The following is a 26,689-nucleotide window of genomic DNA, read 5'->3' as shown; positions in this document are numbered from 1 at the left end:
CTCCATCGCCTGAATGGCCCCATCTCGCACCGAGGTGGGGCCATTCGCATGTCTGAGCACCCTAAAGGTCCCATCTCGGAACACCGGTATTCGAGCTGCGGATGTCGGTGACGTCCTCACATGAAGACGTAACGTTGTCGTTCGTGACCGAGGGCGTGCGATGACGGATGTCGAGACCGACGAGCTGCGCGCCTTCGCGACGAAGGCCGCCAGTCTGCGGGGCGACTTCGGCTCGGCGGTGGTCGCGCAGTCGTCCGGACTGGGCGCACGCTCGATCACCGCAGCGGTGGCGCGATTCGGCGACGCATGGACGACGGCACTGGGGCGCCGTCTCGCGGACGTCGACATGGTGGCGGAGAACCTGCGGCAGACGGCCGAGGTGTTCGACCGGGGCGATGAAGCGTCGAGCAGCGAACTCGACCAGATGATCTGGGCCGAGAGCGACTACTGATGTCCGAGCTGGGGATGACGAACGACCCGGTCGCGCTGATACCGGGCTCGTATGCCGCAGCGCATACGGTCGCGTCCGCGTGGCGGTCTCGGTCCGAGGCCGCCACTGCCCTTCGGGACGGGTTGCGGGGCCTCGAGGTCGATTCCGCGTGGACGGGGTACCCGTATGAGAAGTACCTCGAGCGGGCGGAATACGTGCGGTCGTCGTGGCAGAGGTGCGGCGAGTACTTGATGAGTGGCGCCGCCGCTCTGTCGGCCTATGGCGATGCTCTGCGATGGGCGCAGGACGAAGCCGCACGCGCCATCGACCTGTGGGAGCAGGCCGAAGCAGCGACGATCGCTTCACGCCAGGAGCACCAGGTGAAGGTGCGTGAGCTGGAACGCGACCTTCACCTGCGACACGTCGAACTCGACGTCCCGTTCGTCGACGGCGGCGCGGACCTGCGCGCACAGGCGGTCGACGTCTTGACGAACGCACGGGGTGTGCTGGATCGCTACGCCGTCGACGCTGCCAACGCCATCCACGCAGCGGCGGATGCCGCGCCCCTGCAGACGCCGAAGCAGGCCGAAGGCGCGACGAAATGGGCAGTCGTCGGGGCGATCGGCACGGTCATGTTCGAGACGGCGGTGCTCAACCCGACGATCGAGCAACTGAACTTCATCGCCTCGATGGGCAACGCGCTCATCGACCACCCCGACATCCTCCTCGAACTCCTCGGCGGAGTCGCGCTCGTGGTCGGTGGCGGCACGATGATCGGCGGCGGAGGTGCCCTCGCGCTCGCCGGGGTCGGCGCAGCCCCGGGTGGCGGCCTGGCGTGGGTCGGCGCGGGGGTCGTCGGGGCCGGGGTCGCGGCTGCCGGGCACGCCGGGACGCGATGGATGAACGAGGCGACCGGGGATGATGCGGTCCGCATCGTGGAGCGCCCGCCACCCCACCCCGAACACGGGGGCCGTGACATCAAGGGCCACTGGAACGGCGACGGGCAACGCCCTTGGGCCGATACCGAGAAGATCGGGTTGGATCGAGTCGCTGACAGACGCAGCGTCGAGGTCATCCACGACAAAGTTCGTGCGACCATCGACGGGTACCGTCACAAGCCCGACGCGACGTCAGATCAACACCGCTACTACGACGGCCTCTACGAGAATGCCGATGGGACCTACACCGGCATCGAGATCAAGGGCGGCACCGGCAGCCGTGACGCAGCCCAAAAGGGATTCGACAGCACGGTCAGTCCCGAACGCCCCGCGACCGCCACCCTCAACGGCAAGACGATACAGATCACCCGAGTGGTCCTGGAGACTGTGAAATGAGTACACCTACGCATATCGACCAGATCAATGGGGAGAGCCGTGGCCCTTTCGTCGACTACGTCCGCCCGTACCCGGAGCAACTGCGGGCGTCACTGAAGGGCATGAACGGATCCACGTTCTGGTCCTACAGTCTGTGGCGTGCGCCCGAAGGTGCGGACCTCCTCGAGGACATCCCGTTCAGTGAGGAGTACATGCAGTGCGCGGGAACCGCTGACGCGCTGGCGCTGGAGGTGCGCCGTATCGAGGCCGACGGCACTCCCCACCAGTACGCGATCGGCAAGCCCGGCGGCGACCGCGCAGGCGAACCCACCGAGGTGATCCACTACGACGACGGTCGCCACAGCACCACGGTCTACCCGCACGAGGTCTTCACCGCCGACGAGGCGGCCGTCGTCTTCTACACGTACTTCCTCACCGACGACGTGTCTCAGCCCTACGAGCTCCGCGATCTGCACCTGAGCTGGCCGAAACCTGAATCCGAAGAGGGCGCCGGCTGATGCGCATCCGCGTCGAGCACGAACCGCTCGCCCAGTCGATCGCGACGCTGGCCGACACCGCGCAGCAGATCCGAGCGCTCCTTGACGACCTGGACGCCGAAGCAACCGGGCTGAGGCACCTGTGGACCGGGGCCGCCCAAGATGCCTACTCCCGCGCTCACCGCGAATGGAACGAGTGTGCCGACGGCATGCAGACCGCTCTCACCAGCGCCGCCACCGCGGCCGCCCGCGCGCAAGCACGCACTCGCGAGGCCGAGGCTCACGTCGCCGACCTCTGGAGCTGAATCACACCGTCGGAATCCAGACCCGCATGGTCGACGGACCGCGCCGCGCCCAGTCGTGATAAGCGATCAAGGGGGCGTCGACCGTCTCGCCGGTCGAGCGGTGGCGCACCGGCAGCACCACGTGACCGTCGCGCTCGACGGGCTCCCCGGCCGCGACCGCGTCGCCGATGTCGCCGCCGAGGTCGATCGACTCGAGTGCCAGCACCTCGGGGCCGCGTTCGATCGCGACGCTGCCTCGCACGGCATCCACCATCGGATGCGGTGACGTGGTCCTCGCCACGATCGGCAGGTTCAGTTCGACGATGTCGCCGACGCGGAACGCACGAGCGACTTCGACCGCACCCGGAGGTCCAGGCAGCTCCGTGACCTCATTCCCGCTGTGCACACGCACCGTTGCTCCCGACGCCCACGACGGCACTCGCAGCGTCAGTGTGAACTCGGCATCCTCGGTGATCGTGACGCGAACATCGCCCTTCGCCGGGTAGCCCGTCGAGACATCGAACGCGACGATCCGGCCGTCCGGCAGTGTCGTGCGCACGGTCGACGGTGCGTACTGATGCAGCTGCACGCCGTCATCATCGGCCGTGGCGACATACGCGGCGAGGCTCGCGAACGTGCGCGCCACATTCGGCGGGCAGCATGACACCTCGAACCACGGCGCGCGCAGCGATGACGAGGCGCGCGGCGACGTGGCATCCGGATCCGCCGGGATCCCCGGCGTGCGCTGATGCAGGGTGTTGGCGTAGAAGAACGAGCGCCCGTCGTCACCGGGCGAGGTTGCGACGACGTTGAACAAGGTCCGCTCGATCAGGTCGGCGTACTGCGCTTCACCGGTCGCGAGCAGCAGCCGCCACGAGAACATGATCGACCCGATGCCGGCGCAGGTCTCGGAGTAGGCGCGATCCGGCGGCAGCTCCCAGTCGTCGCCGAAGGCCTCGTCCTGATGGTGCGACCCCTGGCCCCCCGTCACATAGGTGCGGCGTTCGACCGTGCGATCCCACTGCGACCGCAGGGCGTCGAGCAGCGAGTCGTCGGAGAGCTCGGCGGCGACGTCGGCCGCGGCGGAGGACAGGTAGTTCGCCCGCACGGAGTGCCCGCGAAGAGCCTCGGCGTCGCGCACCGACACGTCGTCCTGGAAGTAGCTGCGCCCCCACTCGATCTCGCCGAGCGACCCGCGACCGTGCCGCTCGACGAACAGCGCGGCCTGATCGATGTAACGCTGCTCGCCGAGCGCTCGGCCGAGCTCGGCAAGCCCCGCCTCGACCTCGGCATGCCCGCAGATCGCGTCCCGGCCGTCGACGCCGAACTCGCGGCAGATGAGGTCGGCGGCGCGGCGGGCGATGTCGATCAGACCGTCGTCGGCATCCGGTCTCGTGCGCACCCGGGCGACGGCCGCCTGGAACAGGTGTCCGAGGCAGTACAGCTCGTGCCCCCACTGCAGCGCAGACCAGCGTTCGTCCTGGCCCTCGCGGCCGAACATCGTGTTGAGGTACCCGTCGGGCTCCTGCGCGGCGGCGACCCGGTCGACGACCCGGCGGAATCGCTGCTCGAGGTCGCTGTCGGCTGCGGCATCCGTCCGCCCGATCTCCCACGCCAGCGCCTCGAGGTACTTGTAGATCTCGGAGTCGGCGAACTCGCGTCCCCGACGCCCGTCCGGCAACGTGCCGGCGGCGGCGAGGTCGAAGTTGGGCAGCCATCCCTCGGACTCGAGTCGCGACTCGATGTGGCTGAGAGTGGCAGAGCCGTTGACGACCTGGCGGTCGGCCCAGAACCCCCCGGTGATGCGCACCTCGTCGAGGCCGAGCGGGCGCAGACGCCCGTGCGTGGGAACCACCGGGGCGGCCGGTGCAGTGGTGTCGAACATGGTCATCCCTTGAAGGCGCCGGACATGAAGCCGCGCACGTAGTGTCGTTGCAGGATCAGGAAGAGAAGGATGCAGGGGAGCGCCAGCACGACGACTCCCGCCTCGGTCGCGCCGTAGTCGACGACGCCCTGCACCTGTCCGCGGAGGTTCGCCACAGCGAGCGGCAGCGTCATGCGGTTGGTGTCGTTGATGAGGATCAGCGGTGCCATGAAGTCGTTCCAGGCGGTGAGGAACGCGAACAGCCCGACGGTCACGAGCCCGGGCTTGACGGCGGGCAGCAGCACCCGCCACAGGGCGCCCCAGCTCGAGCATCCGTCGACCATCGCCGCCTCGTCCATCTCCCGCGGGATCGACTCGAACGAGATGCGCATCATGAACATCGAGAACGGCAGCTGGAACATCGTGATCACCAGCGCGACGCCGACCAGCGAGTTCTGCAGGCCGACCGCATTGAGGATCACGTAGAGCGGAATGAGCAGGGTCGCATACGGCACCATCAGGATGGCGAGGGTGAGGAGGAACAGTGCGTTCTTGCCGGGGAACGAGAAGCGCGCGAACGCGTATCCGCCCAGCAGCGAGATGAACAGGGTGAGCGCGACGGTGAGCACCGAGACGAAGAGCGAGTTGCCCAGGTACACCCAGATGCCGGCCTGGTATTCGCCGAGGGCGGCGTAGTTGCCGAAGCCCCAGCCGTCTGTCTGGCTGGTGCCGGCCATCGGGCTGACCGACGAGACGCCGGTCCAGATGAGCGGATAGAGGAAGATCACGGCCAGCGCGGTCGTGAACACCCAGTACGGGATGCCGAGGAAGACGCGAGCGGCCTTCGAGCGATAGCGCGGCGGGGTCGGCTGATGGTTCGGAGCGACGATCGTGCGCGTCAGCGTCTGGGACATGATTCTCAGCTCTCATCCGTGCGGCGGAACGCGCGCAGCTGGAAGACGTTGATGACGATGAGTGCGAGCAGCACGATCACCGAGAGGGCGCCGGCGATGCCGAGGCTGTTCTGCCCCTGGAAGGCGACGTTGTAGATGAGCTGCACGACGGTCATGGTGCTGTTGTCGGGGCCGCCCTTGGTGAGGATGTAGAACTGCTCGAACGCGAGCAGCGACCCGGTCACGCACATCACTGTCGTGAGCGCGAAGGTCGGCTTGAGCAGCGGCACGGTGATGTCGCGGAAGGTCTGCCAGCGGTTCGCGCCGTCGATGCGGGCGGCTTCGTAGACGTCATCCGGGATTCCCTGCAGGCCCACCAGCATCAGCAGCATGTAGAAGCCCGCGTATCGCCAGACGATCAGGAAGATGGTCGACCACAGTGCGCCCTCCGGCGTGCCGAGGAACGTGATGCCCCACGACTTCATGAGGTTCGCGAACGGGCCGGCGATAGGGGAGTACAGCACGTAGAACAGCAGTGACGCGGATGCCAGGCCGAGCGCGCTGGGGATCAGGAACGCCGTGCGCAGGAACCCCTTCCAGCGGGTGGACTCCTGCACGAGCAGGGCCAGGCCGAGCCCGAGTCCGATCAGGATCACGGTCGTGATGACGGTGTAGAGCAGAGTGAAGCGGATCGAATCCCAGAAGAGGCGGTGAGTGACGGCATCGGCATAGTTCTCCGGGAAGTTGATGCCCTGGTTGCCGCTCAGCAGGGGCCAGTCCGAGGCTGACATCTGCAGCACCAGCACCAGCGGCACGATGAACAGCAGGGCGACGAAGATCGCCGTGGGGGCCGCGTACAGCCAGCCCTGCACCGGGCCGCCGAAGGCGGTGCGCCGTCTGCGGCGATGCAGCGGGAGTGTGGCCTGGGTCATCACGTTCTCTTTCGATGGGGGGCTGACGAGGGGGGATGCGGGGGCGACGCGGTGCGCCGCCCCCGCGTGGTCACTGCGACAGGATCGCCGTGATCTCCTCGTTGTCGGCGGGCACCGAGTCGTCGCCGTTGAGCACGGCGTTGCGCACCAGGGTGAGCCACGGGCTGCCCGGGGCGTTGAACGCCTGCTGGAAGTTCAGGGCCACCGGGGTGTCGCCCTGGGCGGCGACCTCGTTGATCGTCACCAGTCGGGGATCGGCGGCCGCATACTCGTTGTCGGCCAGGTCTCCGCGGGAGACGGCGTTGCCGTCTTTCGCGAGCACCTCGACCTGGGCGTCCTCGGACATCATCCAGTTGAGGAAGTTCCAGGCCTGCGCGGCCTTCTTCGAGTCCTTCGAGATGCCGATGCCGTCGCCGCCGACGAACGTCGAGGCGCCGCCGTCGACACCGGGGATGCCGGCGACTCCCGCGTCGAACTCGAGCGAGGGGAGCAGCGTCGCGGGGAACGGCATCACGCCGACCTTGCCCTCGCTGAACGCGGCGGTCCAGGTGGGGCCGGCCTCATCGGTCGAGCTCGGGAGAACCGCACCCGCCTCTTCGAGGCCTGCCCACGTGTCGTAGACGGCCTGAGCCGAGTCGCCGTCGAGCAGGGACTCGGTGCCGTCGTCGCTCATGACCTCGTCGCCCGATGCCCAGATGGAGGGGAACCAGGTGAAGACCAGGCATCCACCGCAGTTGAGGCCGGTCGCGGTGCCGTAGGTGTCCGGCTTGTTCAGCGCCTGCACGGCCATGGCCGCTTCGGCGAACTCCTCGAGCGTGGCGGGCGCCTTCTCGGGGTCGAGGCCGGCCTCGGCGAAGAGCTCCTTGTTCCAGAACAGCATCGAGAGGTCGAGGGCGAACGGCAGCACGTACTCGGCGCCGTCGACGGTGCCGGCCGACAGGTGCCCGGGGTTGATCTCGTCCTTGAAGTCGAGGGCGTCGATCTGCTCGGACATGTCCTGGAACAGGCCCTGCTGCGCCCAGTTCGGCACGTAGACGATGTCGGCGGCGAAGAGGTCGGGCAGGCCGCTCGACCCTGCGGCGGCGCCGACTTTCGCGACGTAGTCGTCGTTGGGCACGACTGTCAGCTCGACCTGGTTCTCGTGGCTGTCGTTGTAGGCGTCGACGAGCAGCTTGGCCTGGCGCTCGATCGGCGCGCGGGTCCACAGCGTCAGGGTCGTGCCGTCGTCGGTGCCTTCGGCGGGGATGGGCTCGTCGGAGGCGGCGTCATCGCCGGCGGGGGCGCAGGCGGCGAGTCCGCCGACGAGCAGGCCGGCCGCGATGACGGCGGCTGCTGCCCGACGTGCGGCGTGGGTGCGAATGGTGTTCATGGGCGGGGGCTCCTCTGGGCTCGTCCTCGAGCGGGTGCGGTGTGGCGCTTCGGCAGTGCAGCGCCGGGAGTGGAGATGAGGGTGGAGATCAGGTTCTTCGAAAGTTACGAAAACCCTTTCGAAAAGGTATAGCGTGGTTTCGGAGGGCGCGTCAACCCTCGTTCCGATAACCTTTCAGCACGAAGGAGTGGGATGACGGATACGACTGGAGCACGAGCTGCGACCCTCAGTGACGTCGCCGCGCGCGCCGGAGTCTCGATCTCGACCGCATCCAAGGCGCTGAACGATCGGGGCGACGTATCGGTCGCCACCCGCGCCAAGGTGCGCGCGATCGCCGAGGAGCTGTCCTTCACCCCCAATGCCATGGCGCGAGGACTCCTCGCCGGGCGCACCGGCACGGTCGGCCTTCTCACCAGCGACCTCGAGGGCCGCTTCATGCTGCCGATCCTCATGGGCGCGGAGGATGCGTTCGGCGCAGGTCGCATCAACGTCTTCCTGTGCGATGCGCGAGGTGACGCGATCCGTGAGCAGCACCACCTGAAGGAGCTGCTGAGCCGCAGGGTCGACGGCATCATCGTCGTCGGCCGTCAGACGGATCCGCGCCCCTCGCTCGGGCAGGAGATCCCCGTGCCCGTGGTCTACGCGTACGCCCCCTCGGATGACCCGCGCGACCTCTCATTGACTCCCGACAACTACGCGGGCGGGCGTCTCGCGATCGAGCACCTGTTGGCCTGCGGACGTCGGCGCATCGCGCACATCTCGGGCGACCCGACCTATGCCGCAGCCCAAGACCGCCTCGCCGGCGCCAGAGCGGCACTCGGCGAGGCGGGGCTCGAACTCGTGGGCGAGCCGATGTTCTCGGAGTGGACCGAGCACTGGGGTCGGGATGCCGCGGCGATGCTGCTGCAGCGGCATCCGGACATCGACGCCGTGTTCTGCGGATCCGACCAGATCGCTCGCGGTGTGCTCGACTCGGCCCGCGATCTCGGCCGCACCGTGCCGGACGACCTCGCGGTGATCGGCTACGACAACTGGGAAGTGCTCGCGACCAACGCCCGGCCCGAGCTCACCAGCATCGACGCGAACCTGCAGCAGCTCGGTCGTCAGGCGGCGCTGCGGGTGTTCGATGCGATCGACGGCATCGACATCGGCGAAGGCGCGCACCACCTGCCGGTGCGGCTCGTGATCCGCGGATCGACCATCGCCCGGCGCTGAGGGGCGCTCGCGCGTGCCGGAGTTAGTTCAGGCGTGGTCGCGCCAGGAGTGCTGCGGGTCGAACCCGAGCACGCGGCGGGCCTTGTCGATCGACAGCAGCGTCTCGTTCGGGCCGAACTCGCGGGCGACCGGCACATCGGGGAAGATCTCGGCGAGCAGCTCGGCGTTCGGACGCGTCATCACCGTGTCGGCCGCCGCGATGATGAAGTTGTCGAACCCGGGTGCCGCCACCTCGAGCGCACGCTCCACCGCCTGAGCGCCGTCGCGGGCGTCGATGTATCCCCAGAGGTTCCACTTGCGGCGCAGCGCATCGGCGTCGAAATCGGGGAACTCGGCGTAGTCCTCGGGGTTCATCACGTTCGAGAACCGCAGTGCGGTGATCGACAGGTCGGGATGCCAGCGCACGAGCTCCCTCGCGAGCTGCTCCTCGAGGGTCTTCACGAGTGAGTAGACCGACTCGGGGCGGGCGGGGTAGTCCTCGTCGACCGGCACGTAGGGCGGCGGCACGTCGAATGGCAGGCCCAGCACGGTCTCGCTCGAGGCGTAGACGACACGGCGGATGCCGAGGCGCACCGCCGCCCAGAAGACGTTGAACGTGGCGGGCATGTTGTTGTGGAAGGTGGCGACGTCGCTGCGGATGCCGGGCGCCGGGATCGCGCCGAGATGCACCACGGCGTCGATGCCGTCGTGCCGGTCGCCGACGGCCGTGAAAGCATCCACGACCTGGCCGTAGTCCGTGAGGTCGACCTGCACGAAGTCAGGGCCGCGGGTGCCCGAGACGTCCATGCCGATGACCTCGTGTCCGTGAACGCGGAGCTCCCGCGCGACGACGCTGCCGAGCTTGCCCGATGATCCGGTGAGTGCGATGCGCATGTCACCAGAGTGGCACGAAGACGAGGCGCCGGGGCCGCTCGGCATACACTCGTCGGCGTGAGTGACACCAGCAGCCAGCCGCCCCGCACCATCGGCGTGCGCGACGTCGCCGTGCGCGCAGGGGTGTCTCGGCAGACGGTGTCGCGTGTGCTGAACGACCACCCCGAGGTCGCTACCGAGACTCGAGAACGCGTCATCGCCGCCATGGCGGAACTCGGCTACCGCATGAACAACGCGGCCAGAGCGCTGGGCACCCGACGCTCCCGCACCCTCGGGGTGCTCGCCACCGACGCACTGCACTATGGCCCGTCGCGCAGCATCGCAGCGCTCGAGGCGTCGGCCCGCGAGGTCGGCTACTGGCTGAGTGCGGCCTTCGCAGATGCGGGGGACACGGATGCCGTGGTCGCCGCGGTCGACCACCTCGTTATGCAGGGAGTCGAGGGCATCGTCGTCGTCGCGCCTCACGCCCACACCCTCGACGCGCTCGACTCGGTGCGCATCGGCGTGCCCGTCGTCACCCTGCACGCAGCCGATCGCGGCGCGCGCGGCCTCTCGGTCGATCAGGAGGCCGGGGCTCGACTCGCCGTCGCGGCACTCGCCGACGCCGGGCACACACGCATCGCGCACCTCGCCGGCCCCGCCGACTGGCTCGAGGCCGAGTCCCGCGCTGAGGGGTTCCAGGTCGAGCTCGCCGCACGAGGACTCGCCGCCGGACCGGTCATCGAGGGCGACTGGACCGCCGGCTCGGGCTATGCAGCGGCTCGCGCCGTGCGCGACTCGGGTGTGACGGCGGTATTCGCGGCGAACGACCAGATGGCCCTCGGTCTGCTCGGCGGTCTGCAGGAAGTCGGGCTCTCGGTGCCCGCAGACATCAGTGTCGTCGGGTTCGACGACACTCCGGATGCCGCCTACTACTGGCCGAAGCTGACGACCGTGCGGCAGGACTTCTCGGAATTGGCGCGTCGTGCGGTGGCGGCGGTGCTGGCGGGCAGTGCCGGAGCGGCGGCATCCGACCTCGCGCCGGTGGCACCCGTGCTCGTGACCCGCGATTCGGTGGCGCCGCCGCGCTGAAACGGCGCCAGGGTGTGTGCCGGCGCGGTGCGGGGTCAGTTCTGCATGTGCGGCGCGGTGCGGGGTCAGTTCTGCACGTGAATACGCCGTATCCGATGCGAAAGTGGCCCCGCACGAGACGGGAGATGCGAAAGTGGCCCCGAACACCGCGGCGCCGAGCGGTCGCCGGTGTCTTGACGGTCCGCCGACCTCCGTGACACACTTCTGTGACCGGTCACAGTGACCACCGCCGACCCTGAGGTATCCGTGAGCAACGAAGCCCCCGTCTTCTCCCCTGAGATCGACGCGTCCATCCAGGCCGTCCGCGAGGATGTCGCCCGTCTGCACGGTGAACTGGTCCGTTACGACCTCATCGTCTGGACCGGCGGCAACGTCTCGAGCCGCGTGCCCGGAGCCGACCTGTTCGTGATCAAGCCGTCGGGCGTCAGCTACGACGACCTCACGCCCGAGAACATGATCCTGTGCGACCTCGACGGCGCCGTGATCCCCGGCACTCCGGGCAGCGACCGCTCTCCCTCGAGCGACACTGCCGCCCACGCCTACGTCTACCGCCACATGCCCGACGTCGGCGGAGTCGTGCACACGCACTCGACGTTCGCCGTCGCGTGGGCAGCCCGTGGCGAAGAGATCCCCTGCGTCATCACGGCCATGGCCGATGAGTTCGGCGGTCCTATCCCTGTCGGTCCCTTCGCGATCATCGGCGACGACTCGATCGGCCGCGGCATCGTGCAGACGCTCTCGGGTCACCGCAGCCGCGCGGTGCTCATGCAGAACCACGGTCCCTTCACCATCGGAGTCGACGCGAAGGATGCCGTGAAGGCCGCCGTCATGGTCGAAGACGTGGCCCGCACCGTGCACTACGCCCGCGAGGCCGGACCGCTGATCCCGATTCCGCAGGAGGCCATCGACAGCCTCTTCAACCGCTACCAGAACGTCTACGGACAGAACTCGGACGCCCGACGATGAGCGACACGAACATCACGACCGCCCGCGACGACATCCTCGCCGGCCGCACGAGCCTCGGCATCGAGCTCGGCTCCACGCGCATCAAGGCCTGTCTGATCGGATCCGACGCCACCGAGGTGCTCGCGACCGGGTCGTTCTCGTGGGAGAACCGCCTCCAGGACGGCCTCTGGACCTACGCGATCGACGAGGTGTGGACAGGCCTGCAGGCGGCATACGCCGGTCTCGTCGCCGACGCGGACGAGCGCCACGGCGTGCGCCCCGAGACGTTCGGCGCGATCGGGATCTCGGCCATGATGCACGGATACCTCGCGTTCGATGCGCAGGGCGAGTTGCTCACGCCGTTCCGCACCTGGCGCAACACCAACACGGGCGCCGCGGCGGCCGAGCTGACCGACCTGCTCGGCGTGAACATCCCGCTGCGGTGGTCGATCGCCCACCTGCACCAGGCGGTGCTCGACGGCGAGGCGCACGTGCCGCAGCTCGACTTCGTCACCACCCTCGCGGGCTATGTGCACACGAGGCTGACGGGCGAGCGCGTTCTCGGCGTCGGCGACGCCTCCGGCATGTTCCCGATCGACTCGGCCACCGGAGACTACGACGAGCGGATGCTGCAGGCCTACGACGCCCTCGCCGCCGACCGTCTTCCCGCCGCAGCCAAGGACCTGCTCCCGACCGTCCTTCCCGCCGGCGCCGCCGCCGGGACGCTCACCGCCGAGGGCGCGGCCCTGCTCGATCCGTCGGGCGCGCTGCCCCCCGGCATCCCGCTCTGCCCGCCCGAGGGCGACGCGGGCACCGGCATGGTCGCGACGAACTCGGTGTCGCCGCGCACCGGCAACGTCTCGGCCGGAACCAGCATCTTCGCGATGGTCGTGCTCGAGCGCCCGCTCGCCGAGGTACACCACGAGCTCGACCTCGTGACGACACCCGCGGGCGACGCCGTCGCGATGGTGCACTGCAACAACGGCGCGAGCGAACTGGCCGCCTGGGCAGGGCTCTTCACCCGTTTCGCCGCCGCCGCGGGGCAGCCGCTGAGCGATGACGCCGTCTTCGACGCACTCTTCCGCGAGGCTCTCGAGGGAGAGGCGGATGCCGGCGGCCTGCTGGCCTACAACCACCTCGCGGGCGAGCCGATCGCCGGCCTCACCGAGGGGCGCCCGCTGTTCGTGCGCACCCCCGACAGCGCCTTCACGCTGGCGAACTTCATGCGCTCGCAGCTGTACGGCGTGTTCGGCACGCTCGCGCTGGGGATGCAGGTGCTCGCCGCCGAAGGAGTCGAACTCGACCGCATGTTCGCGCACGGGGGCATGTTCCGCACCGCGGGGGTCGCGCAGCGTTTCCTGGCCGGAGCGCTCGGCGCTCCCGTCGCGGTGGGCGAGCTCGCCTCCGAGGGCGGCGCGTGGGGCATCGCGGTGCTCGCGTCGTATCTCGCGCACTCCGAGACGGCGTCGCTGGGGGAGTACCTCGAGCGCGACGTCTTCGCCTCGGCATCCCTCGCGGTCGCCGACCCCGACCCTGTCGACGTCGCCGGCTTCACCGCCTACCTCGACCGCTACCGCGCGGGCCTCGCGATCGAAGCCGCCGCGACCACCGCTCTCTGACCCCCACGCGCACTCTTCACGCCGACACCGGAACACCCAAGGACTCTCATGCCCCGCACCCCGCTCACCACTTCGCTCGACGGCTACGAGGTCTGGTTCCTCACCGGCAGTCAGCACCTCTACGGCCCCGAGACGCTCGCGCAGGTCGCCGAGCAGTCGCAGGAGATCGCCCGCATCCTCGACGAGGCCGGCGAGGTGCCCGTGACCATCGTCTGGAAGCCGGTGCTGACGGATGCCGCAGCCATCAAGCGCACGGCCCTCGAGGCGAACGCCGACGACCGGGTCATCGGCCTGATCGCATGGATGCACACCTTCAGCCCCGCGAAGATGTGGATCGCCGGTCTCGACGCGCTGCAGAAGCCGCTCGCGCACCTGCACACGCAGGCGAACGTCGAGCTGCCGTGGGCCGACATCGACTTCGACTTCATGAACCTGAACCAGGCGGCGCACGGCGACCGCGAGTTCGGCTACATCCAGACGCGTCTCGGCGTGCCGCGCAAGACCGTCGTCGGTCATGCGAGCGACCCGCGGGTGCGCCAGGAGATCGCGACGTGGCAGCGTGCGGCCGCCGGCCTCGCGGCATCCCGTTCGCTCAAGCTCGCCCGCTTCGGCGACAACATGCGCTTCGTCGCGGTCACCGAGGGCGACAAGACCGAGGCCGAGCTGCGCTTCGGCGTGCAGGTCAACACGTGGGGCGTGAACGACCTGGCGGATGCCGTCGCCGCGGCATCCGACTCCGAGATCGACGCCCTCGTGGCCGAGTACGAAGAGCTGTACGAGGTCGTGCCGGAGCTTCGTCGCGGTGGCGACCGCCACCAGTCGCTGCGCGACGGTGCCGCGATCGAGATCGGTCTGCGGACGTTCCTCGAAGAGGGCGGCTTCGGCGCCTTCACGACCTCGTTCGAAGACCTCGGCGCCCTGAAGCAGCTGCCGGGCCTCGCGGTGCAGCGTCTGATGGCCGAGGGCTACGGCTTCGGCGCCGAGGGCGACTGGAAGACCGCGATCCTCGTGCGCGTCGCCAACGTCATGGGCGCGGGCCTGCCCGGCGGGGCGAGCCTCATGGAGGACTACACCTACGACATGACGCCCGGCGACGAGCTGATCCTCGGGGCGCACATGCTCGAGGTCTCGCCCTCGCTCACGACGGCGAAGCCGACCCTCGAGATCCACCCGCTCGGCATCGGCGGCAAGGAAGACCCGGTGCGCCTGGTCTTCACCGCCGACCCCGGCCCCGCGATCGTCGTCGCCCTCAGCGACATGCGCGACCGCTTCCGCCTCACCGCGAACGTCGTCGAGAACGTGCCCCCGCGCCAGTCGCTGCCGAAGCTGCCGGTCGGCCGCGCCGTGTGGAAGCCGCAGCCCGACTTCACCACCTCGGCCGCCGCCTGGCTGACCGCGGGTGCTGCGCACCACACGGTGATGTCGACCGCCGTCGGGCTCGAGGCCTTCCGCGATTTCGCCGAGATGGCCGAGGTCGAGCTGCTCGTGATCGACGATGCGACCACCCTGCCCGAGTTCCAGAAGCAGGTCCGCTGGAACCAGGCCTACTACCGACTCGCGCAGGGGCTGTGATGACGGGAGCGGGCCGGCCGCGCTCGGGGCGTCAGCTGCGCATCACCGGGCACGGATACGAAGCCGTGATCGCGAGCGTCGGCGCCTCGCTGCGCCTGCTCGCATTCGAAGGACGCGACCTGGTCGTGCCCTTCGACGCCGACGAGGTGCGGCCCGGATACCGCGGCACCACCCTCGCACCGTGGCCCAATCGCATCGTCGACGGTCGCTACACGTTCAGCGGCGCCGAGCATCAGCTGGCCCTCACCGAGCCCGCCCGCGGACAGGCGCTGCACGGGCTGCTCGCCTGGGCCGAGTTCGAAGACCGACTGGTGCTCGACGACCGCGTCGTGCTCGCGGCCGTGATCGAGCCGCAGACCGGCTATCCGTTCCGCGTCGAGGTGGAGACCGAGTACCGCATCGACGGCGACGGCCTTCAGCAGACCGTCACCGCGCGCAACCTCGGGACGGATGCCGCGCCCTGGGGCACAGGGCCGCACCCGTATCTCGTCGCCGGACCCGATGGCCGGGTCGATGACTGGACGCTGACCCTGCCGGCATCCGAGGTGCTGACCGTCACCGACGACCGGCTGAGCCCGGTGGCGCTCGAGGGAGTGTCCGCGCATCCGCAGTGGGACTTCCGCGTTGCGCGCCCGATCGCCGACGTCTTCATCGACCACGCGTTCTCCGGCCTCGCCCGCGAGGGCGGAGTCGCCGAGGTGCGCGTGGTGACGGATGCCGGAAGCGGCGTCGTCATGACCTTCGACGAGCGCTGCCCGTGGGTGCAGGTGCACACGGCCGACAACCCCGGCATCGACGCCATCCATCGCATCGGCCTCGCGGTCGAGCCGATGACCTGTCCGCCGGACGCGTTCAACTCGGGGACCGACCTGGTCGTGCTCGAACCCGGCGCGACGCACGCAGCATCCTGGCGGATCGCCGCCGTCTGACGCGTGGCGGCCGGCCCGAGTCGCTCGCGGCCGGTCGTGGCGCCGATGCGGGGCCAGTTCGGCATCCGGGACTCGGTGCGGGGCCAGTTCGGCATCCGGGACCCGGTGCGGGGCCAGTTCGGCATCCGGGACCCGGTGCGGGGCCAGTTCTGCATCCGGGACCCGGTGCGGGGCCAGTTCGGCATCCGAATGGGGCGTTTCCGGTGCGCAACTGGCCCCGCACGCATGGTGCGGGTGTGGGTGCGGGTGCGGGTGCGGGTGAGGGTGCCGGATGTCGCGCCTGCGGACCGCGCCTCTCCGATCAGGCGAGTGCCGCGACCAGCGCCCGGGCTGCGGATGCCGACGACTGCGGGTTCTGGCCGGTGATGAGCAGTCCGTCGACGATCGTGTGATCGCTCCACGGGTCGGTCACGTCGATGTCGGCGCCGAGCTCGCGCAGAGAGGTCTCGAGCAGGAATGGCGCGCGGTCCGCGAGCCCTCCGATGCGCTCCTCCTCGTCGGAGAATCCGGTGATGCGCCGTCCGGCGACGAGCGGCTCGCCCGCAGCATCGCGTGCGGGCAGCAGGGCCGCGAGTCCGTGGCACACTGCGGCCAGCGGACGTCCCGCCGCGACGGTCGCCGAGATGAGCGCCGCCGAATCGGCATCCACAGCGAGGTCCTGCATCGGTCCGTGCCCGCCGGGGTAGTAGACGGCCGCGTAGTCGGCGCTGTCGACATCGGCGAGCACCAGGGGAGTGCTGAGCCCCGGGATCTCCGCGAGCGCCGCGGCATCCCCGTCGCCGAGGCTCGACGCATCGGCGACCGGCTCGACACCGCCGGGTGTCGCGAACACCACGTCGTGCCCCGCGGCAGTGAGCAGGCGATAGGGGGCGAGCAGCTCTTCGGCCCAGTAGCCGGTGGGGTGCTCGGTGCCGTCGGACAGGGTCCAGGTGCGGGCGCCGGAGACGACGAAGAGGACGGATGACATGGATGCTCCCAGGGTTCGGACGACGGATGCCGTGCGGATGCGATATCCAGGACAACGGCCCGCCGTGACGAACGATTCCGATAGATTGCCGATATGAGCAATCGGAATGCCGATGGATTGCCCGATCTGGGGCTGTGGCGCACTTTCCTCATCGCGCACCGATCGGGGTCGGTGTCGGCGGCAGCGCGCAGGCTCGGACTCGCGCAGTCGTCGGTCACGACGCAGTTGCAGGCGCTGGAGGCGAGCGTCGGCGAGCCGCTGTTCGTCCGTCATGCCCGCGGCATCCGTCCGACGCCCCGAGCCGACGAGCTCGCCGCGCGGCTCTCGGGCCCGCTCGACGCGTTGGCGGATGCTCTCGGCACCCACCCGGCCCTCGAACCGCCGGTCATCCGCCTCGGCGGGGCGGGGGAGTTCCTGGCCGCCGTCGCCGCCCCGGCTCTCGCGAGTGCTGTGGCCGGCGGACTGTGGCTTGCGGTGACCACGGGCCTGGCCGACGACCTGCTCGATCAGCTGAGGGTCGGCAGCCTCGACCTGGTGATCTCCGCCGTGCGACCTCGCGGACGGGCGCTTCCGAGCATGCCGCTGTTCGACGAGGAATTCGTGCTCGTGGCCTCGCCGTCGCTGAGCATCGACCCGTCTCCGGCCCTCTCACCGGACGCGATCGCGCACGTACCTCTGCTCGCATACGACCGAGACGTCCCGATCGTCCGCCGGTACTGGCGCCACGTGTTCGGCATCCGTCTCGACCGGGAACCGGCTCTCGTCTTCCCCGACCTGCGCGCGCTCGCCGCCGCTGCGGTTGCGGGGGCGGGCGTCACCGCCCTGCCGACCTACCTGATCGCCGACGAACTCGCCGATGGCAGACTCGTCGACCTGCGACCCACCCAGGACCCGCCGATCAACACGCTGTATCTCGTGCGGCGACCGGGTCCGCTGTCCGACGGGGTCGCGGCCGTGGAGAAGGCGCTGCGCGCCGCCGTCGCCGACCTCTGACGCTCGTCGCGGCGGCGGTGCGGGGTCAGGTGCGCATCTGGAGTCCGGTGCAGGGTCAGTTTCGCATCCACCATCCGGTGCGGGGTCAGTTTCGCATCCACCATCCGGTGCGGAGTCAGTTTCGCATCGGAAACGCCCGATTCGGATGCGGTAGTGGCCCCCGCACAGATGCACTGCCTGGCCTCACAGATGTGCAGCCGCTCGCGCGGCGAACGCACACGACGGACGGATGCCGCACCTCACGGACGCACGCGTCTCGCGGACGCACGCGACTCACGGACGCACGACCTCACGGACGGATCGCACACGGCAGGTGCGGCAGACCCGATGCGGCAGTGGCGACCGAACCTCAGCGGTTGAGCCAGTGGCGCAGCGTGCGCGTGACCCAGGGCAGCACCCAGTAGGTCATGATCGGCGTGAGCACGACGGTCGTCGCGAGCACGCGCAGCCAGATCGGCAGCTCGTTCCAGCCGGGCACGGGGCTCAGCGCATAGGTGAAGGCGAGGTTCAGCGGGAAGAACCCGAGCCAGATCGACACGGCCTGCTTCCACCGCGGCGGGGTGCTGACCATCGCGACGGTGGTCGTCGAGCCGTCAGCGCGGGGGAGGGTGATGGTGTCGGTGGTCGGCTCGTCGAACCAGCCCTCGATGCCCGTGCGGCGGCGCACGCGCTCGCTGCGCACGAACTGCTCGCCGGTCGACTTCCACCACTCGCGCTCGCCCGACTGCTCCCACGCCACAAGCGACTTCTCGTCGGAGAAGCGGTACAACATGTGCCAGACATGCGAGTCCTCGCCGTCGCGCACCCAGCCGGATCCGAGGAACCCCGGGTATCGGTGCGCCAGATTCACGCCGGTCTGCACCCAGGCGGTGGCGGCGGCCACGTGCTCGGGGTCGACCTCGCGGCGGATGGAGACGGTGATGGGTTCGCTGGACATGGTGGGGTCCTCGGAGAGAGCGGATCGCCCGGGTCACGGGCGCCTCGACGGTGGGGGATGCGCCGGGGTGCGGGCGCGTGTTCGATTGTATTTCGGATGCCGGGTGTCGCCGGTCGTTTTTCGCCGCGCGCGAAGACGGCATCTCGGGGTGCATGCCCGACGCCGATGCCGGATGCCGATGCCGGGTGCCGGGTGCTTCGGAAGGCCGAATGCGCCTGCGACGGCCGGATGCCGGGAATCCGGCCGTCGCGGGCGCGCATGGCCGAGGCTGGTGCAGGGCAGCGACGCGGCATCCGTCCCCGCACTCCGCGACAGGGCGAGAATAGGAGGCATGAGCACGCGCAGCGAAGCCGTCCTGATCGATGTCGTCCGCACTCCCGTCGGACGCGGCAAGCCGGGCGGCGCGCTCTCGGGTGTGCATCCTGTCGACCTCGCGGCGGGTGCTCTCGCCGCGATACTCGAGCGCAGCGGGCTCGAGTCGAGGCAGATCGACGACGTGCTGCTCGGTTGCGTGAGTCAGGTGGGGGACCAGTCGTCGAACATCGCGCGGCAGGCTGTGCTCGCCGCGGGTTTCGACGAGTCGATCCCCGCGACGACGATCGACCGCCAGTGCGGGTCCAGCCAGCAGGCCGTGCATTTCGCCGCGCAGGGGATCATGGCCGGCGCGTATGACGCGGTCATCGTCGGCGGCGTCGAGTCGATGAGTCGGGTGCCGCTCGGATCGTCTGCGTCCGGCGGGTCGCCGATGTCGCCTCGCCTGCGTGAGCGCTACCCCGAGGGACTCGTGAACCAGGGCGTCTCGGCCGAGCTGATCGCCCAGCGCTGGGGCATCGATCGCGCAGCGCTGGATGAGTACGCCGCCGAGTCGCACCGCCGCGCGGCCGCCGCGTGGCACGAGGGATTCTTCGACCGCACCGTCATTCCGGTCGCCGAGGCTCCGGATGCCGCGGGCGACGAGACCGTGCGCGCCGGGACGACGGCCGAGGGGCTCGGGGGACTCAGCCCCGCGTTCCGCACCGACGCTCTTGCCGCCCGATTCCCGGACGTCGACTGGCGGATTACTCCCGGCAACTCCTCGCCGCTGACCGACGGAGCATCCGCTGCGCTCGTGATGAGCGCCGAGCGTGCCGAACAGCTGGGACTCACGCCGCGGGCGAGGTTCCACGCGTTCACGGTGGTCGGCGACGATCCGCTCATGATGCTGACCGGCCCGATCCCCGCGACGCGGCGCATTCTCGAACGCACCGGACTGACGATCGATGACCTCGACGCCTACGAGGTCAATGAGGCCTTCGCGTCGGTGCCACTGGCCTGGGCCGCGGAACTCGGGGCGGATGCCGCCAAGCTCAACCCGCGCGGAGGTGCGATCGCCCTCGGGCACGCACTGGGCTCGTCGGGCACCCGCCTGCTCGGCACCCTGATCGACCACCTCGGCGCGGTCGGCGGCCGCTTCGGGCTGCAGACCATGTGCGAGGGCGGTGGCATGGCGAACGCCACGATCATCGAACGGCTGTAGGCCGGCACCCGGCACCCGCTGTGCCCCTGCCGGGTCGATGTTCGCCGGACAGGACAGAGAAGACCCCCGCCGACCCGATTCGGCGGGGGTCTCTTCGGGAGCAGACGCTCACCGTATGCGCGGATGACGTGACTACCCGATCCGGTCTGAGTCTGTGTCCGCGCATCTGCAGTTGTAGTCGGCGAAGGTGTCCGAGCGGTGAACGCGGCGAGAAATCCTCCTCACCCGGGATTCGCGATCCTGGAAGCGTTTGCGACTTACGGCCATCAGCAGCATTCCCACCCCTGACTTTTCGCCAGAACGCTACTGCAAGCGCTTGCAGTTGTACACCCCGCCCTGCTAGCTTCACTCGCAAGCCTCCGGACACGTCGTCGTGTCCGCCGCCATCAGGGAGCATCATTTGTTCAAGTCGGCTCGGTCGAAGACGACCGCTTCACGTCCGCTCGCTCTACTCGCCGCCACCGCGCTCGTCGTCTCGGGCTTCGGCGCGGCCGGCACTCTCGGCGGCTCATCCGCCGCGGCGGCCGATCGCACCGTGGCTCTCGTGGGCTCGCTGCAGTCCGAGCTCGGCTGCGCGGCGGACTGGGCGCCCGACTGCACCGGGACCGAGCTCCAGCCCACGGGCGCCGAGGGCATCTACTCGGCCGAGTTCGAGGTCCCTGCGGGCACGTGGCAGTACAAGGTCGCGGTGAACGACAGCTGGGACGAGGCGTACGGGCTCGACGGCGGGGCCGACGACATCCCTCTGACGGTGGCCGGCCCGACGACCCTCCGCTTCACGTTCGACGACACGCTGAAGCGCGTCGGGCTCGAGGCCGCCGACCTGCGCGGCGGCTACACCTCCGACGATGAGGCGCTCATCGCGAGCCCGGCCCGACAGGCGGGTGCCGGCGAGCAGTTCTACTTCGTGATGACCGACCGCTTCGCGAACGGCGACACGGCCAACGACACCGGCGGTCTCGAGGGCGACCGGCTCACCACCGGTTTCGACCCCACGGACAAGGGCTTCTATCAGGGCGGCGACATCGCCGGAATCCGCGAGAACCTCGACTACATCGAGGGGCTCGGCACATCGGCGATCTGGCTGACGCCGAGCTTCGCCAACAAGCCGGTGCAGGGTGAGGGCGCCAACGCCTCTGCTGGCTATCACGGCTACTGGATCACCGACTTCACCCGCATCGACCCGCACCTCGGCACCAATGAGGAGCTGCAGGCCCTGATCGCCGACGCGCACGCCCGCGACATCAAGGTGTACTTCGACATCATCACGAACCACACCGCCGACGTCATCGACTACGCCGAGGGGCAGTACTCCTACATCGACCAGGCGACGAGTCCCTACACGGATGCCGCGGGCACGGCGTTCGACCCGGCCGACCACGCGGGCACCGACGGGTTCCCCGAACTCGACCCGGCGACGAGCTTCCCCTACACGCCGGTGATCGACGACAGCGAGGCCGACGTCAAGGTGCCGGCCTGGCTGAACGACCCGTCGCTCTATCACAACCGCGGAGACTCGACCTGGTCGGGGGAGTCGGTCACATACGGCGACTTCAGCGGACTCGACGACCTGATGACCGAGCACCCGACGGTGGTCAACGGCTTCGTCGAGGTCTACGACAAGTGGATCGACCTCGGCATCGACGGCTTCCGCATCGACACCGTCAAGCATGTGAACTTCGAGTTCTGGGAGAAATGGACGGCCGACGTCCTCGACTACGCGCACGAGAAGGGCAACGACGACTTCTTCATGTTCGGCGAGGTCTACGACGCCGACCCCGTGAAGCTCGCACCGTACGTGCGAGACACCGACATGAACTCGATCCTCGACTTCACGTTCCAGTCCTCCGCCGTCAGCTACGCGTCGGGCAATTCGGCCAAGGGCCTGCAGTCCCTGTTCGCGGGCGACGATCGCTACACGACACCCGACTCGTCGGCGACGGCACTGCCCACGTTCCTCGGCAACCACGACATGGGCAGGGTCGGATCCTTCCTCCAGACGACGGATGCTCCGCTCGAGCGCGACGAGCTGGCGCACGAGCTCATGTTCCTCACCCGGGGTCAGCCGGTCGTCTACTACGGCGACGAGCAGGGCTTCACCGGCCCCGGCGGCGACAAGGACGCCCGGCAGTCGCTCTTCGCCACCCAGGTCGCCGACTACGCGAATCAGAACCTCATCACCGGTGAGCAGGCCGGCTCGGTCGACCGCTATGCGACGGATGCCGCGCTCTACGAGCACATCGCCGCGCTGTCAGAGCTCCGGGAGTCGAACCCGGCGCTCAGCGAAGGCGCGCAGATCGAGCGGTACGCGGCATCCGGTGCTGGTGTGTACGCGTTCTCCCGCGTGGATGCCGACGACAAGGTCGAATACCTGGTGGCCGTGAACAACGCCGCCACCGCGCAGACGGTCGGCCTCACCACGCTGACCGCCGACGCCTCGTACGAGGTGCTCTACGGTGACGCCGCGTCCCTCGCCACGGATGCCGGTGCGGCCGCCTCGATCACGGTGCCCGCTCTGTCGGCGGTGGTCTGGAAGGCCGACTCGACCGTCACGGCGCCGTCCGAGGCGGCATCCGTCGAGGTCGTCGTGCCCGCCGCCGGGGCCGGTGTCACCGGACAGTCCGCCGTGCAGGCCGACATCGCCGATCAGTGGGCGCAGACGAGCTTCGCCTGGCGCGTCGTCGGCTCCGAGGAGTGGCAGGCGCTCGGCACCGCGGAGGACACCGACCCCCGCGTCTTCCACGACATCCGCGATCTCGCGAACGGCACGCTCGTCGAATACCGGGCCGTGACGACGGATGCCGCGGGCAACCACGCCGCAGCCTCGACGTACGCGTCGGTCGGCAACGCCGTGACGCTAACGGCCGGCGAGGAGCCCGAGTCTCCGATCGACATGGTGACCGTGCCCGGCAGCCTCAACTCCGAGATGGGCTGTGCGGGCGACTGGGACCCTGCCTGCGAGAAGGCGAAGCTGACCCTGCGCGCCGACGGCGTATGGGAGGGGGCTTTTGATCTGCCGGCCGGCGACTACGAGTACAAGGCCGCGATCAACGGCAGCTGGGCCGTCAACTACGGTGCGAACGGTGTGCCGGACGGCTCGAACGTCACGCTCACCCACGCGGGCGGGCCGATCACCTTCTACTTCGACCCGCGCACGAACATCGTGCAGTCCTCGGCCGACGGACCCATCGTGACGCTGCCGGGCTCTCTGCAGGACGAGCTCGGCTGCGCGGCGGACTGGTCTCCCGACTGCCTCGGCACCCTCATGGCCGACGGCGACCGCGATGGCGTCTACGAGTTCTCCACCGCCGACCTGCCCACCGGAGCCTACGAGCTCAAGGTGGCGCACGGCCTGAGTTGGGCTGAGAACTACGGCGCCGACGGAGTGCCGGGCGGCGCGAACATCTCGTTCAGCGCGGCCGAGGGCAGCGTGACGTCGTTCCGCTACACGCTGGCGACGCACGTCCTCGAGGTCGTGAGCGCGGACCCGCAGCTCCCCGGAATCGGAGAGCAGCGCGCGCAGTGGGTCGACGCCGAGACGATCGCCTGGCCGGCGACTCTCGGGTCTGTCGACAAGGCCGCCTATCAGCTGTACTCCTCGGCGGACGCCTCGCTCGCGGTGGCAGACGGCGACATCGCGGGTGGCGAGTCGATCGCGCTCGAGGTGATCGAGGGCGGCCTGACGGACGAGCAGCTCGCCCGGTTCCCCGCGCTCGACGGATACCTCGCCCTGCGGGTGACGGATGCCGATGCGGCGGCACTGCTGCGCACGCAGCTCGCGGTCGTCCAACGTGACGAGACGGGGGCGCCCTCCGCATTCACCGGCGTGCAGATCGCCGGGGTTCTCGACGATCTCTATGCCGCAGCCCTCGACGACGTCGACCTGGGCGTGACGTTCTCGGGCAAGAAGCCGACGTTCCGGCTGTGGGCGCCGACGGCGCAGAGCGCGACCCTTCTCACCTGGGACGAGGGCGCCGAGGGCGACCCCGCTCGGCACGAGGCCGCGTGGGATGCGGCGTCCGGCGTCTGGTCGGTCGCGGGCGCCAAGGATCTCAAGGGCGACGAGTTCCTGTGGGAGGTCGTGGTCTATGCGCCGACGACCGGTGCGATCGAGACGAACCGGGTCACCGATCCCTACTCGACGGCGCTCACTCTGAACTCGCGGCGTTCGGTCGCCATCGACCTCGACGACAAGGCCTGGCAGCCGAAGCAGTGGCAGAAGGCCGAAGCGCCGGTCGTCGAGCGCGCGGTCGACCGGGCGATCTACGAGCTGCACATCCGCGACTTCTCGATCAGCGACGAGACGGTTCCGGCCGACGAGCGCGGCACGTACCTGGCGTTCACCCGCGACAGCGCGGGCACCGATCAGCTGAAGCAGCTCGCGGATGCCGGGATCAACACCGTGCACCTGCTGCCCTCCTTCGACATCGCCTCGATCGAGGAGGACCGCGCAGCGCAGGCGGTGCCCGACTGCGACCTCTCCTCGTTCGGCCCGGCCGACTCGGCACAGCAGGCGTGCATCCAGGCGGTCGCGGATGCCGACGGCTTCAACTGGGGCTACGATCCATACCACTACTCGACGCCCGAGGGCTCGTACGCAGTCGACGCCGACGGCGGCGCCAGGGTCAGCGAGTTCCGGTCGATGGTCGGCGCTCTCCATGACATGGACCTGCAGGTCGTGCTCGATGAGGTGTTCAACCACACGGCGGCATCCGGTCAGGCCGAGAAGTCGGTGCTCGACCAGGTCGTGCCCGGCTACTACCACCGGCTGAACGCGGCCGGCGGCGTCGAGACCTCGACGTGCTGCCAGAACGTCGCGACCGAGCACCTCGCCGCGCAGAAGCTCATGGTCGACTCGATCGTGACCTGGGCGCGCGACTACAAGGTCGACGGCTTCCGCTTCGACCTCATGGGCCACCACTCGACGACGAACATGCAGGCGATCCGCGACGCGCTCGACGCCCTGACCCTCGCGAAGGACGGCGTCGACGGTTCGGCGATCCATCTGTACGGCGAGGGCTGGAACTTCGGCGAGGTGGCGGACGATGCGCTGTTCGAGCAGGCCACCCAGGGGCAGCTGGGAGGCACCGGCATCGGCACGTTCAACGACCGCCTGCGCGACGCCGTGCACGGCGGCAGCCCGGTCGACTCGTCGTCGACGTTCCGTCAGGGCTTCGGCACCGGTCTCGGCACCGACCCGAACGGCGATCCGATCAACGGCACGGTCGAGCAGGCGCTCGCCGACCTCGGCCACGAGACCGATCTCGTCAAGCTCGGGCTGGCAGGCAATCTGCGCGACTTCGAGTTCACCACGAGCGACGGCTCGGTCACGGCAGGAGAGGCGATCGACTATCGCGGCTCCGCGGCGGGCTATGCCGATCAGCCGGACGAGACGATCAACTACGTCGATGCGCACGACAACGAGACGCTCTACGACCTCTCGGTGCTCAAGCTCCCGGTCGACACGACGATGGCCGACCGCGTGCGGATGAACACGCTGGAGCTCGCGACTGTGACGCTCTCGCAGTCGCCGTCGTTCTGGCATGCAGGCACCGAGCTGTTGCGGTCGAAGTCTCTCGATCGCAACAGCTACAACTCCGGTGACTGGTTCAACCGCATCGACTGGACCGGTCAGGAGTCGACGTTCGGCTCGGGGCTGCCGACCGCGGCGGACAACGAGGAGAAGTGGCCGATCATGGCGCCGCTGCTCGCCGATCCTGCGCTCAAGCCGGCCGCGGCCGACATGGCGGCCGCAGAGGCATCCGCTCTCGATCTGCTGCGCATCCGCGACGAGGTCGATCTGCTGCGGCTCGGCTCGGCCGAGCTGATCCAGCAGAAGGTCACGTTCCCGAACGGCGGGGCGGGGGCGGCTCCGGGCGTGATCCTGATGCAGATCGACGACCTGACGGGTCCCGACGCCGACGCCGATCTCGACGGGGCGCTCGTCGCGTTCAACTCCTCTCCTGCGCCGGTCACGCAGACCGTCGCGGGGCTGGCCGGGCGTTCGTTCGCGCTGACCCCGGCTCAGGCGAACGGAGCGGATGCCGTGGTCAAGACCACGACCTGGGACGCCGCGACCGGCACCGTGACGATCCCCGCCCGGTCGGTCGCCGTGCTGGTCGACGACCCGGTGCAGCCGATCGATACGCGGGTGCGCGCCTCCTCCGACCTGCTGGTGAAGTCGGGCAAGAGCGCCACCGTGAAGGTCACCGTGGCGGCCGACGACGGCAGCGCGCCGGTGGGCACGGTGACGGTGCACGAACGCGGCAAGGTCGTCGCCACGGTCGAGCTGGCTCCCTCCGACAAGGGCAGGGTCACCGTCTCGGTGCCGAAGCTGAGCCGTGGGGTGCACCTGCTCACGGTCCGCTTCGACGGCACGGAGCCGTGGCAGGACTCCCGCAGCACGCGCAGCCTCCCGGTGATCGTCTACTGAGGTCGAGGCGAGGGGTGCGGCCGCGCGCCGCACCCCT

Annotated in this window: 20 protein-coding genes; 13 read left to right on the top strand and 7 right to left on the bottom strand. The window is 69.4% G+C overall.

What is annotated here, in order from left to right:
- Positions 1 to 160 precede the first annotated feature (160 nt).
- Genes SOM10_RS05730 through SOM10_RS05715 form a run of 4 tightly spaced genes read left to right on the top strand, consistent with a single transcriptional unit; the run spans position 161 to position 2,545 of the window.
- The gene (locus SOM10_RS05730; RefSeq protein ID WP_053097891.1) at positions 161 to 451 is read left to right on the top strand and encodes a type VII secretion target; all 291 of its coding nucleotides are present in this window, start codon (positions 161 to 163) and stop codon (positions 449 to 451) included.
- Positions 451 to 1,764, top strand: coding sequence for a putative T7SS-secreted protein (locus SOM10_RS05725; RefSeq protein ID WP_320488878.1), 1,314 nt, complete (start codon positions 451 to 453; stop codon positions 1,762 to 1,764). The genes SOM10_RS05730 and SOM10_RS05725 overlap by 1 nt, the downstream gene beginning before the upstream one ends.
- Positions 1,761 to 2,261: a hypothetical protein gene (locus SOM10_RS05720; RefSeq protein WP_320488876.1), complete on the top strand. Its 501-nt coding sequence runs from the start codon at positions 1,761 to 1,763 to the stop codon at positions 2,259 to 2,261. The genes SOM10_RS05725 and SOM10_RS05720 overlap by 4 nt, the downstream gene beginning before the upstream one ends.
- Positions 2,261 to 2,545, top strand: coding sequence for a WXG100 family type VII secretion target (locus SOM10_RS05715; protein WP_320488875.1), 285 nt, complete (start codon positions 2,261 to 2,263; stop codon positions 2,543 to 2,545). Before SOM10_RS05720 ends, SOM10_RS05715 begins: the two co-directional genes overlap by 1 nt.
- Position 2,546: 1 nt before the next feature.
- Here the strand turns inward: SOM10_RS05715 and SOM10_RS05710 are convergent, their stop codons facing one another.
- The 4 genes from SOM10_RS05710 to SOM10_RS05695 form a co-directional block, all read right to left on the bottom strand.
- Positions 2,547 to 4,415 carry a glycoside hydrolase family 127 protein gene (locus tag SOM10_RS05710; RefSeq protein WP_414683568.1) on the bottom strand — a complete coding sequence of 623 codons (1,869 nt, stop codon included), beginning with the start codon at positions 4,413 to 4,415 and terminating at the stop codon, positions 2,547 to 2,549.
- Positions 4,412 to 5,302: a carbohydrate ABC transporter permease gene (locus tag SOM10_RS05705; protein WP_320488873.1), complete on the bottom strand. Its 891-nt coding sequence runs from the start codon at positions 5,300 to 5,302 to the stop codon at positions 4,412 to 4,414. The genes SOM10_RS05710 and SOM10_RS05705 overlap by 4 nt, the downstream gene beginning before the upstream one ends.
- A gap of 5 nt (positions 5,303 to 5,307) precedes the next feature.
- Positions 5,308 to 6,213: a carbohydrate ABC transporter permease gene (locus tag SOM10_RS05700; protein ID WP_053097880.1), complete on the bottom strand. Its 906-nt coding sequence runs from the start codon at positions 6,211 to 6,213 to the stop codon at positions 5,308 to 5,310.
- A gap of 70 nt (positions 6,214 to 6,283) precedes the next feature.
- Positions 6,284 to 7,582, bottom strand: coding sequence for an ABC transporter substrate-binding protein (locus SOM10_RS05695; RefSeq protein ID WP_072591962.1), 1,299 nt, complete (start codon positions 7,580 to 7,582; stop codon positions 6,284 to 6,286).
- 192 nt (positions 7,583 to 7,774) lie between these two features.
- Here SOM10_RS05695 and SOM10_RS05690 point away from each other — a divergent pair, with 192 nt between their 5' ends.
- Positions 7,775 to 8,797, top strand: a complete 1,023-nt coding sequence (locus tag SOM10_RS05690) for a LacI family DNA-binding transcriptional regulator (RefSeq protein WP_053097877.1) — start codon at positions 7,775 to 7,777, stop codon at positions 8,795 to 8,797.
- Positions 8,798 to 8,824: 27 nt separating this feature from the next.
- Here the strand turns inward: SOM10_RS05690 and SOM10_RS05685 are convergent, their stop codons facing one another.
- Positions 8,825 to 9,670, bottom strand: coding sequence for an NAD(P)-dependent oxidoreductase (locus tag SOM10_RS05685; RefSeq protein WP_320488870.1), 846 nt, complete (start codon positions 9,668 to 9,670; stop codon positions 8,825 to 8,827).
- 57 nt (positions 9,671 to 9,727) lie between these two features.
- On the opposite strand from SOM10_RS05685, the gene SOM10_RS05680 reads away from it, so the two are divergent.
- From SOM10_RS05680 to SOM10_RS05660, 5 genes are all read left to right on the top strand, one after another.
- Positions 9,728 to 10,741 (top strand): LacI family DNA-binding transcriptional regulator, encoded by a 1,014-nt coding sequence (locus SOM10_RS05680; RefSeq protein WP_320488869.1) that lies wholly within the window; start codon positions 9,728 to 9,730, stop codon positions 10,739 to 10,741.
- A 246-nt stretch (positions 10,742 to 10,987) separates the two neighbouring features.
- Positions 10,988 to 11,707, top strand: a complete 720-nt coding sequence (locus SOM10_RS05675; protein ID WP_187250687.1) for an L-ribulose-5-phosphate 4-epimerase — start codon at positions 10,988 to 10,990, stop codon at positions 11,705 to 11,707.
- Complete coding sequence (locus SOM10_RS05670) at positions 11,704 to 13,305, top strand: xylulokinase (RefSeq protein WP_320488867.1); 1,602 nt, start codon at positions 11,704 to 11,706, stop codon at positions 13,303 to 13,305. The genes SOM10_RS05675 and SOM10_RS05670 overlap by 4 nt, the downstream gene beginning before the upstream one ends.
- 48 nt (positions 13,306 to 13,353) lie before the next feature.
- The gene (araA, locus tag SOM10_RS05665; protein ID WP_072591956.1) at positions 13,354 to 14,877 is read left to right on the top strand and encodes an L-arabinose isomerase; all 1,524 of its coding nucleotides are present in this window, start codon (positions 13,354 to 13,356) and stop codon (positions 14,875 to 14,877) included.
- Positions 14,877 to 15,806, top strand: coding sequence for an aldose 1-epimerase family protein (locus SOM10_RS05660; RefSeq protein ID WP_320488865.1), 930 nt, complete (start codon positions 14,877 to 14,879; stop codon positions 15,804 to 15,806). Before araA ends, SOM10_RS05660 begins: the two co-directional genes overlap by 1 nt.
- Positions 15,807 to 16,107: 301 nt before the next feature.
- Here the strand turns inward: SOM10_RS05660 and SOM10_RS05655 are convergent, their stop codons facing one another.
- A complete protein-coding gene (locus SOM10_RS05655) occupies positions 16,108 to 16,773 on the bottom strand; it encodes a type 1 glutamine amidotransferase domain-containing protein (protein WP_320488863.1) in 666 nt (221 codons plus the stop codon).
- A 93-nt stretch (positions 16,774 to 16,866) separates the two neighbouring features.
- Between SOM10_RS05655 and SOM10_RS05650 the strand changes: the two genes are divergently transcribed.
- Positions 16,867 to 17,766: a LysR family transcriptional regulator gene (locus tag SOM10_RS05650; RefSeq protein ID WP_320488861.1), complete on the top strand. Its 900-nt coding sequence runs from the start codon at positions 16,867 to 16,869 to the stop codon at positions 17,764 to 17,766.
- A 349-nt stretch (positions 17,767 to 18,115) separates the two neighbouring features.
- On the opposite strand, the gene SOM10_RS05645 is transcribed toward SOM10_RS05650, so the two are convergent.
- Positions 18,116 to 18,703 carry an antibiotic biosynthesis monooxygenase gene (locus SOM10_RS05645; RefSeq protein ID WP_053097861.1) on the bottom strand — a complete coding sequence of 196 codons (588 nt, stop codon included), beginning with the start codon at positions 18,701 to 18,703 and terminating at the stop codon, positions 18,116 to 18,118.
- Between the two features lie 331 nt (positions 18,704 to 19,034).
- On the opposite strand from SOM10_RS05645, the gene SOM10_RS05640 reads away from it, so the two are divergent.
- Both SOM10_RS05640 and pulA read left to right on the top strand, forming a co-directional pair.
- On the top strand, positions 19,035 to 20,219 hold the full coding sequence (locus SOM10_RS05640; protein WP_320488859.1) for a thiolase family protein: 1,185 nt from the start codon (positions 19,035 to 19,037) through the stop codon (positions 20,217 to 20,219).
- A 400-nt stretch (positions 20,220 to 20,619) separates the two neighbouring features.
- A complete protein-coding gene (gene pulA, locus SOM10_RS05635) occupies positions 20,620 to 26,652 on the top strand; it encodes a pullulanase-type alpha-1,6-glucosidase (RefSeq protein ID WP_320488858.1) in 6,033 nt (2,010 codons plus the stop codon).
- Positions 26,653 to 26,689: the final 37 nt, after the last annotated feature.

Source organism: Microbacterium sp. CFBP9023 (genome assembly GCF_034045055.1).
In the GTDB taxonomy this organism is placed as follows: domain Bacteria; phylum Actinomycetota; class Actinomycetes; order Actinomycetales; family Microbacteriaceae; genus Microbacterium.
The sequence above is the reverse complement of the archived record's forward strand: the minus strand, read 5'-3'. Positions and strand labels throughout refer to the sequence as shown.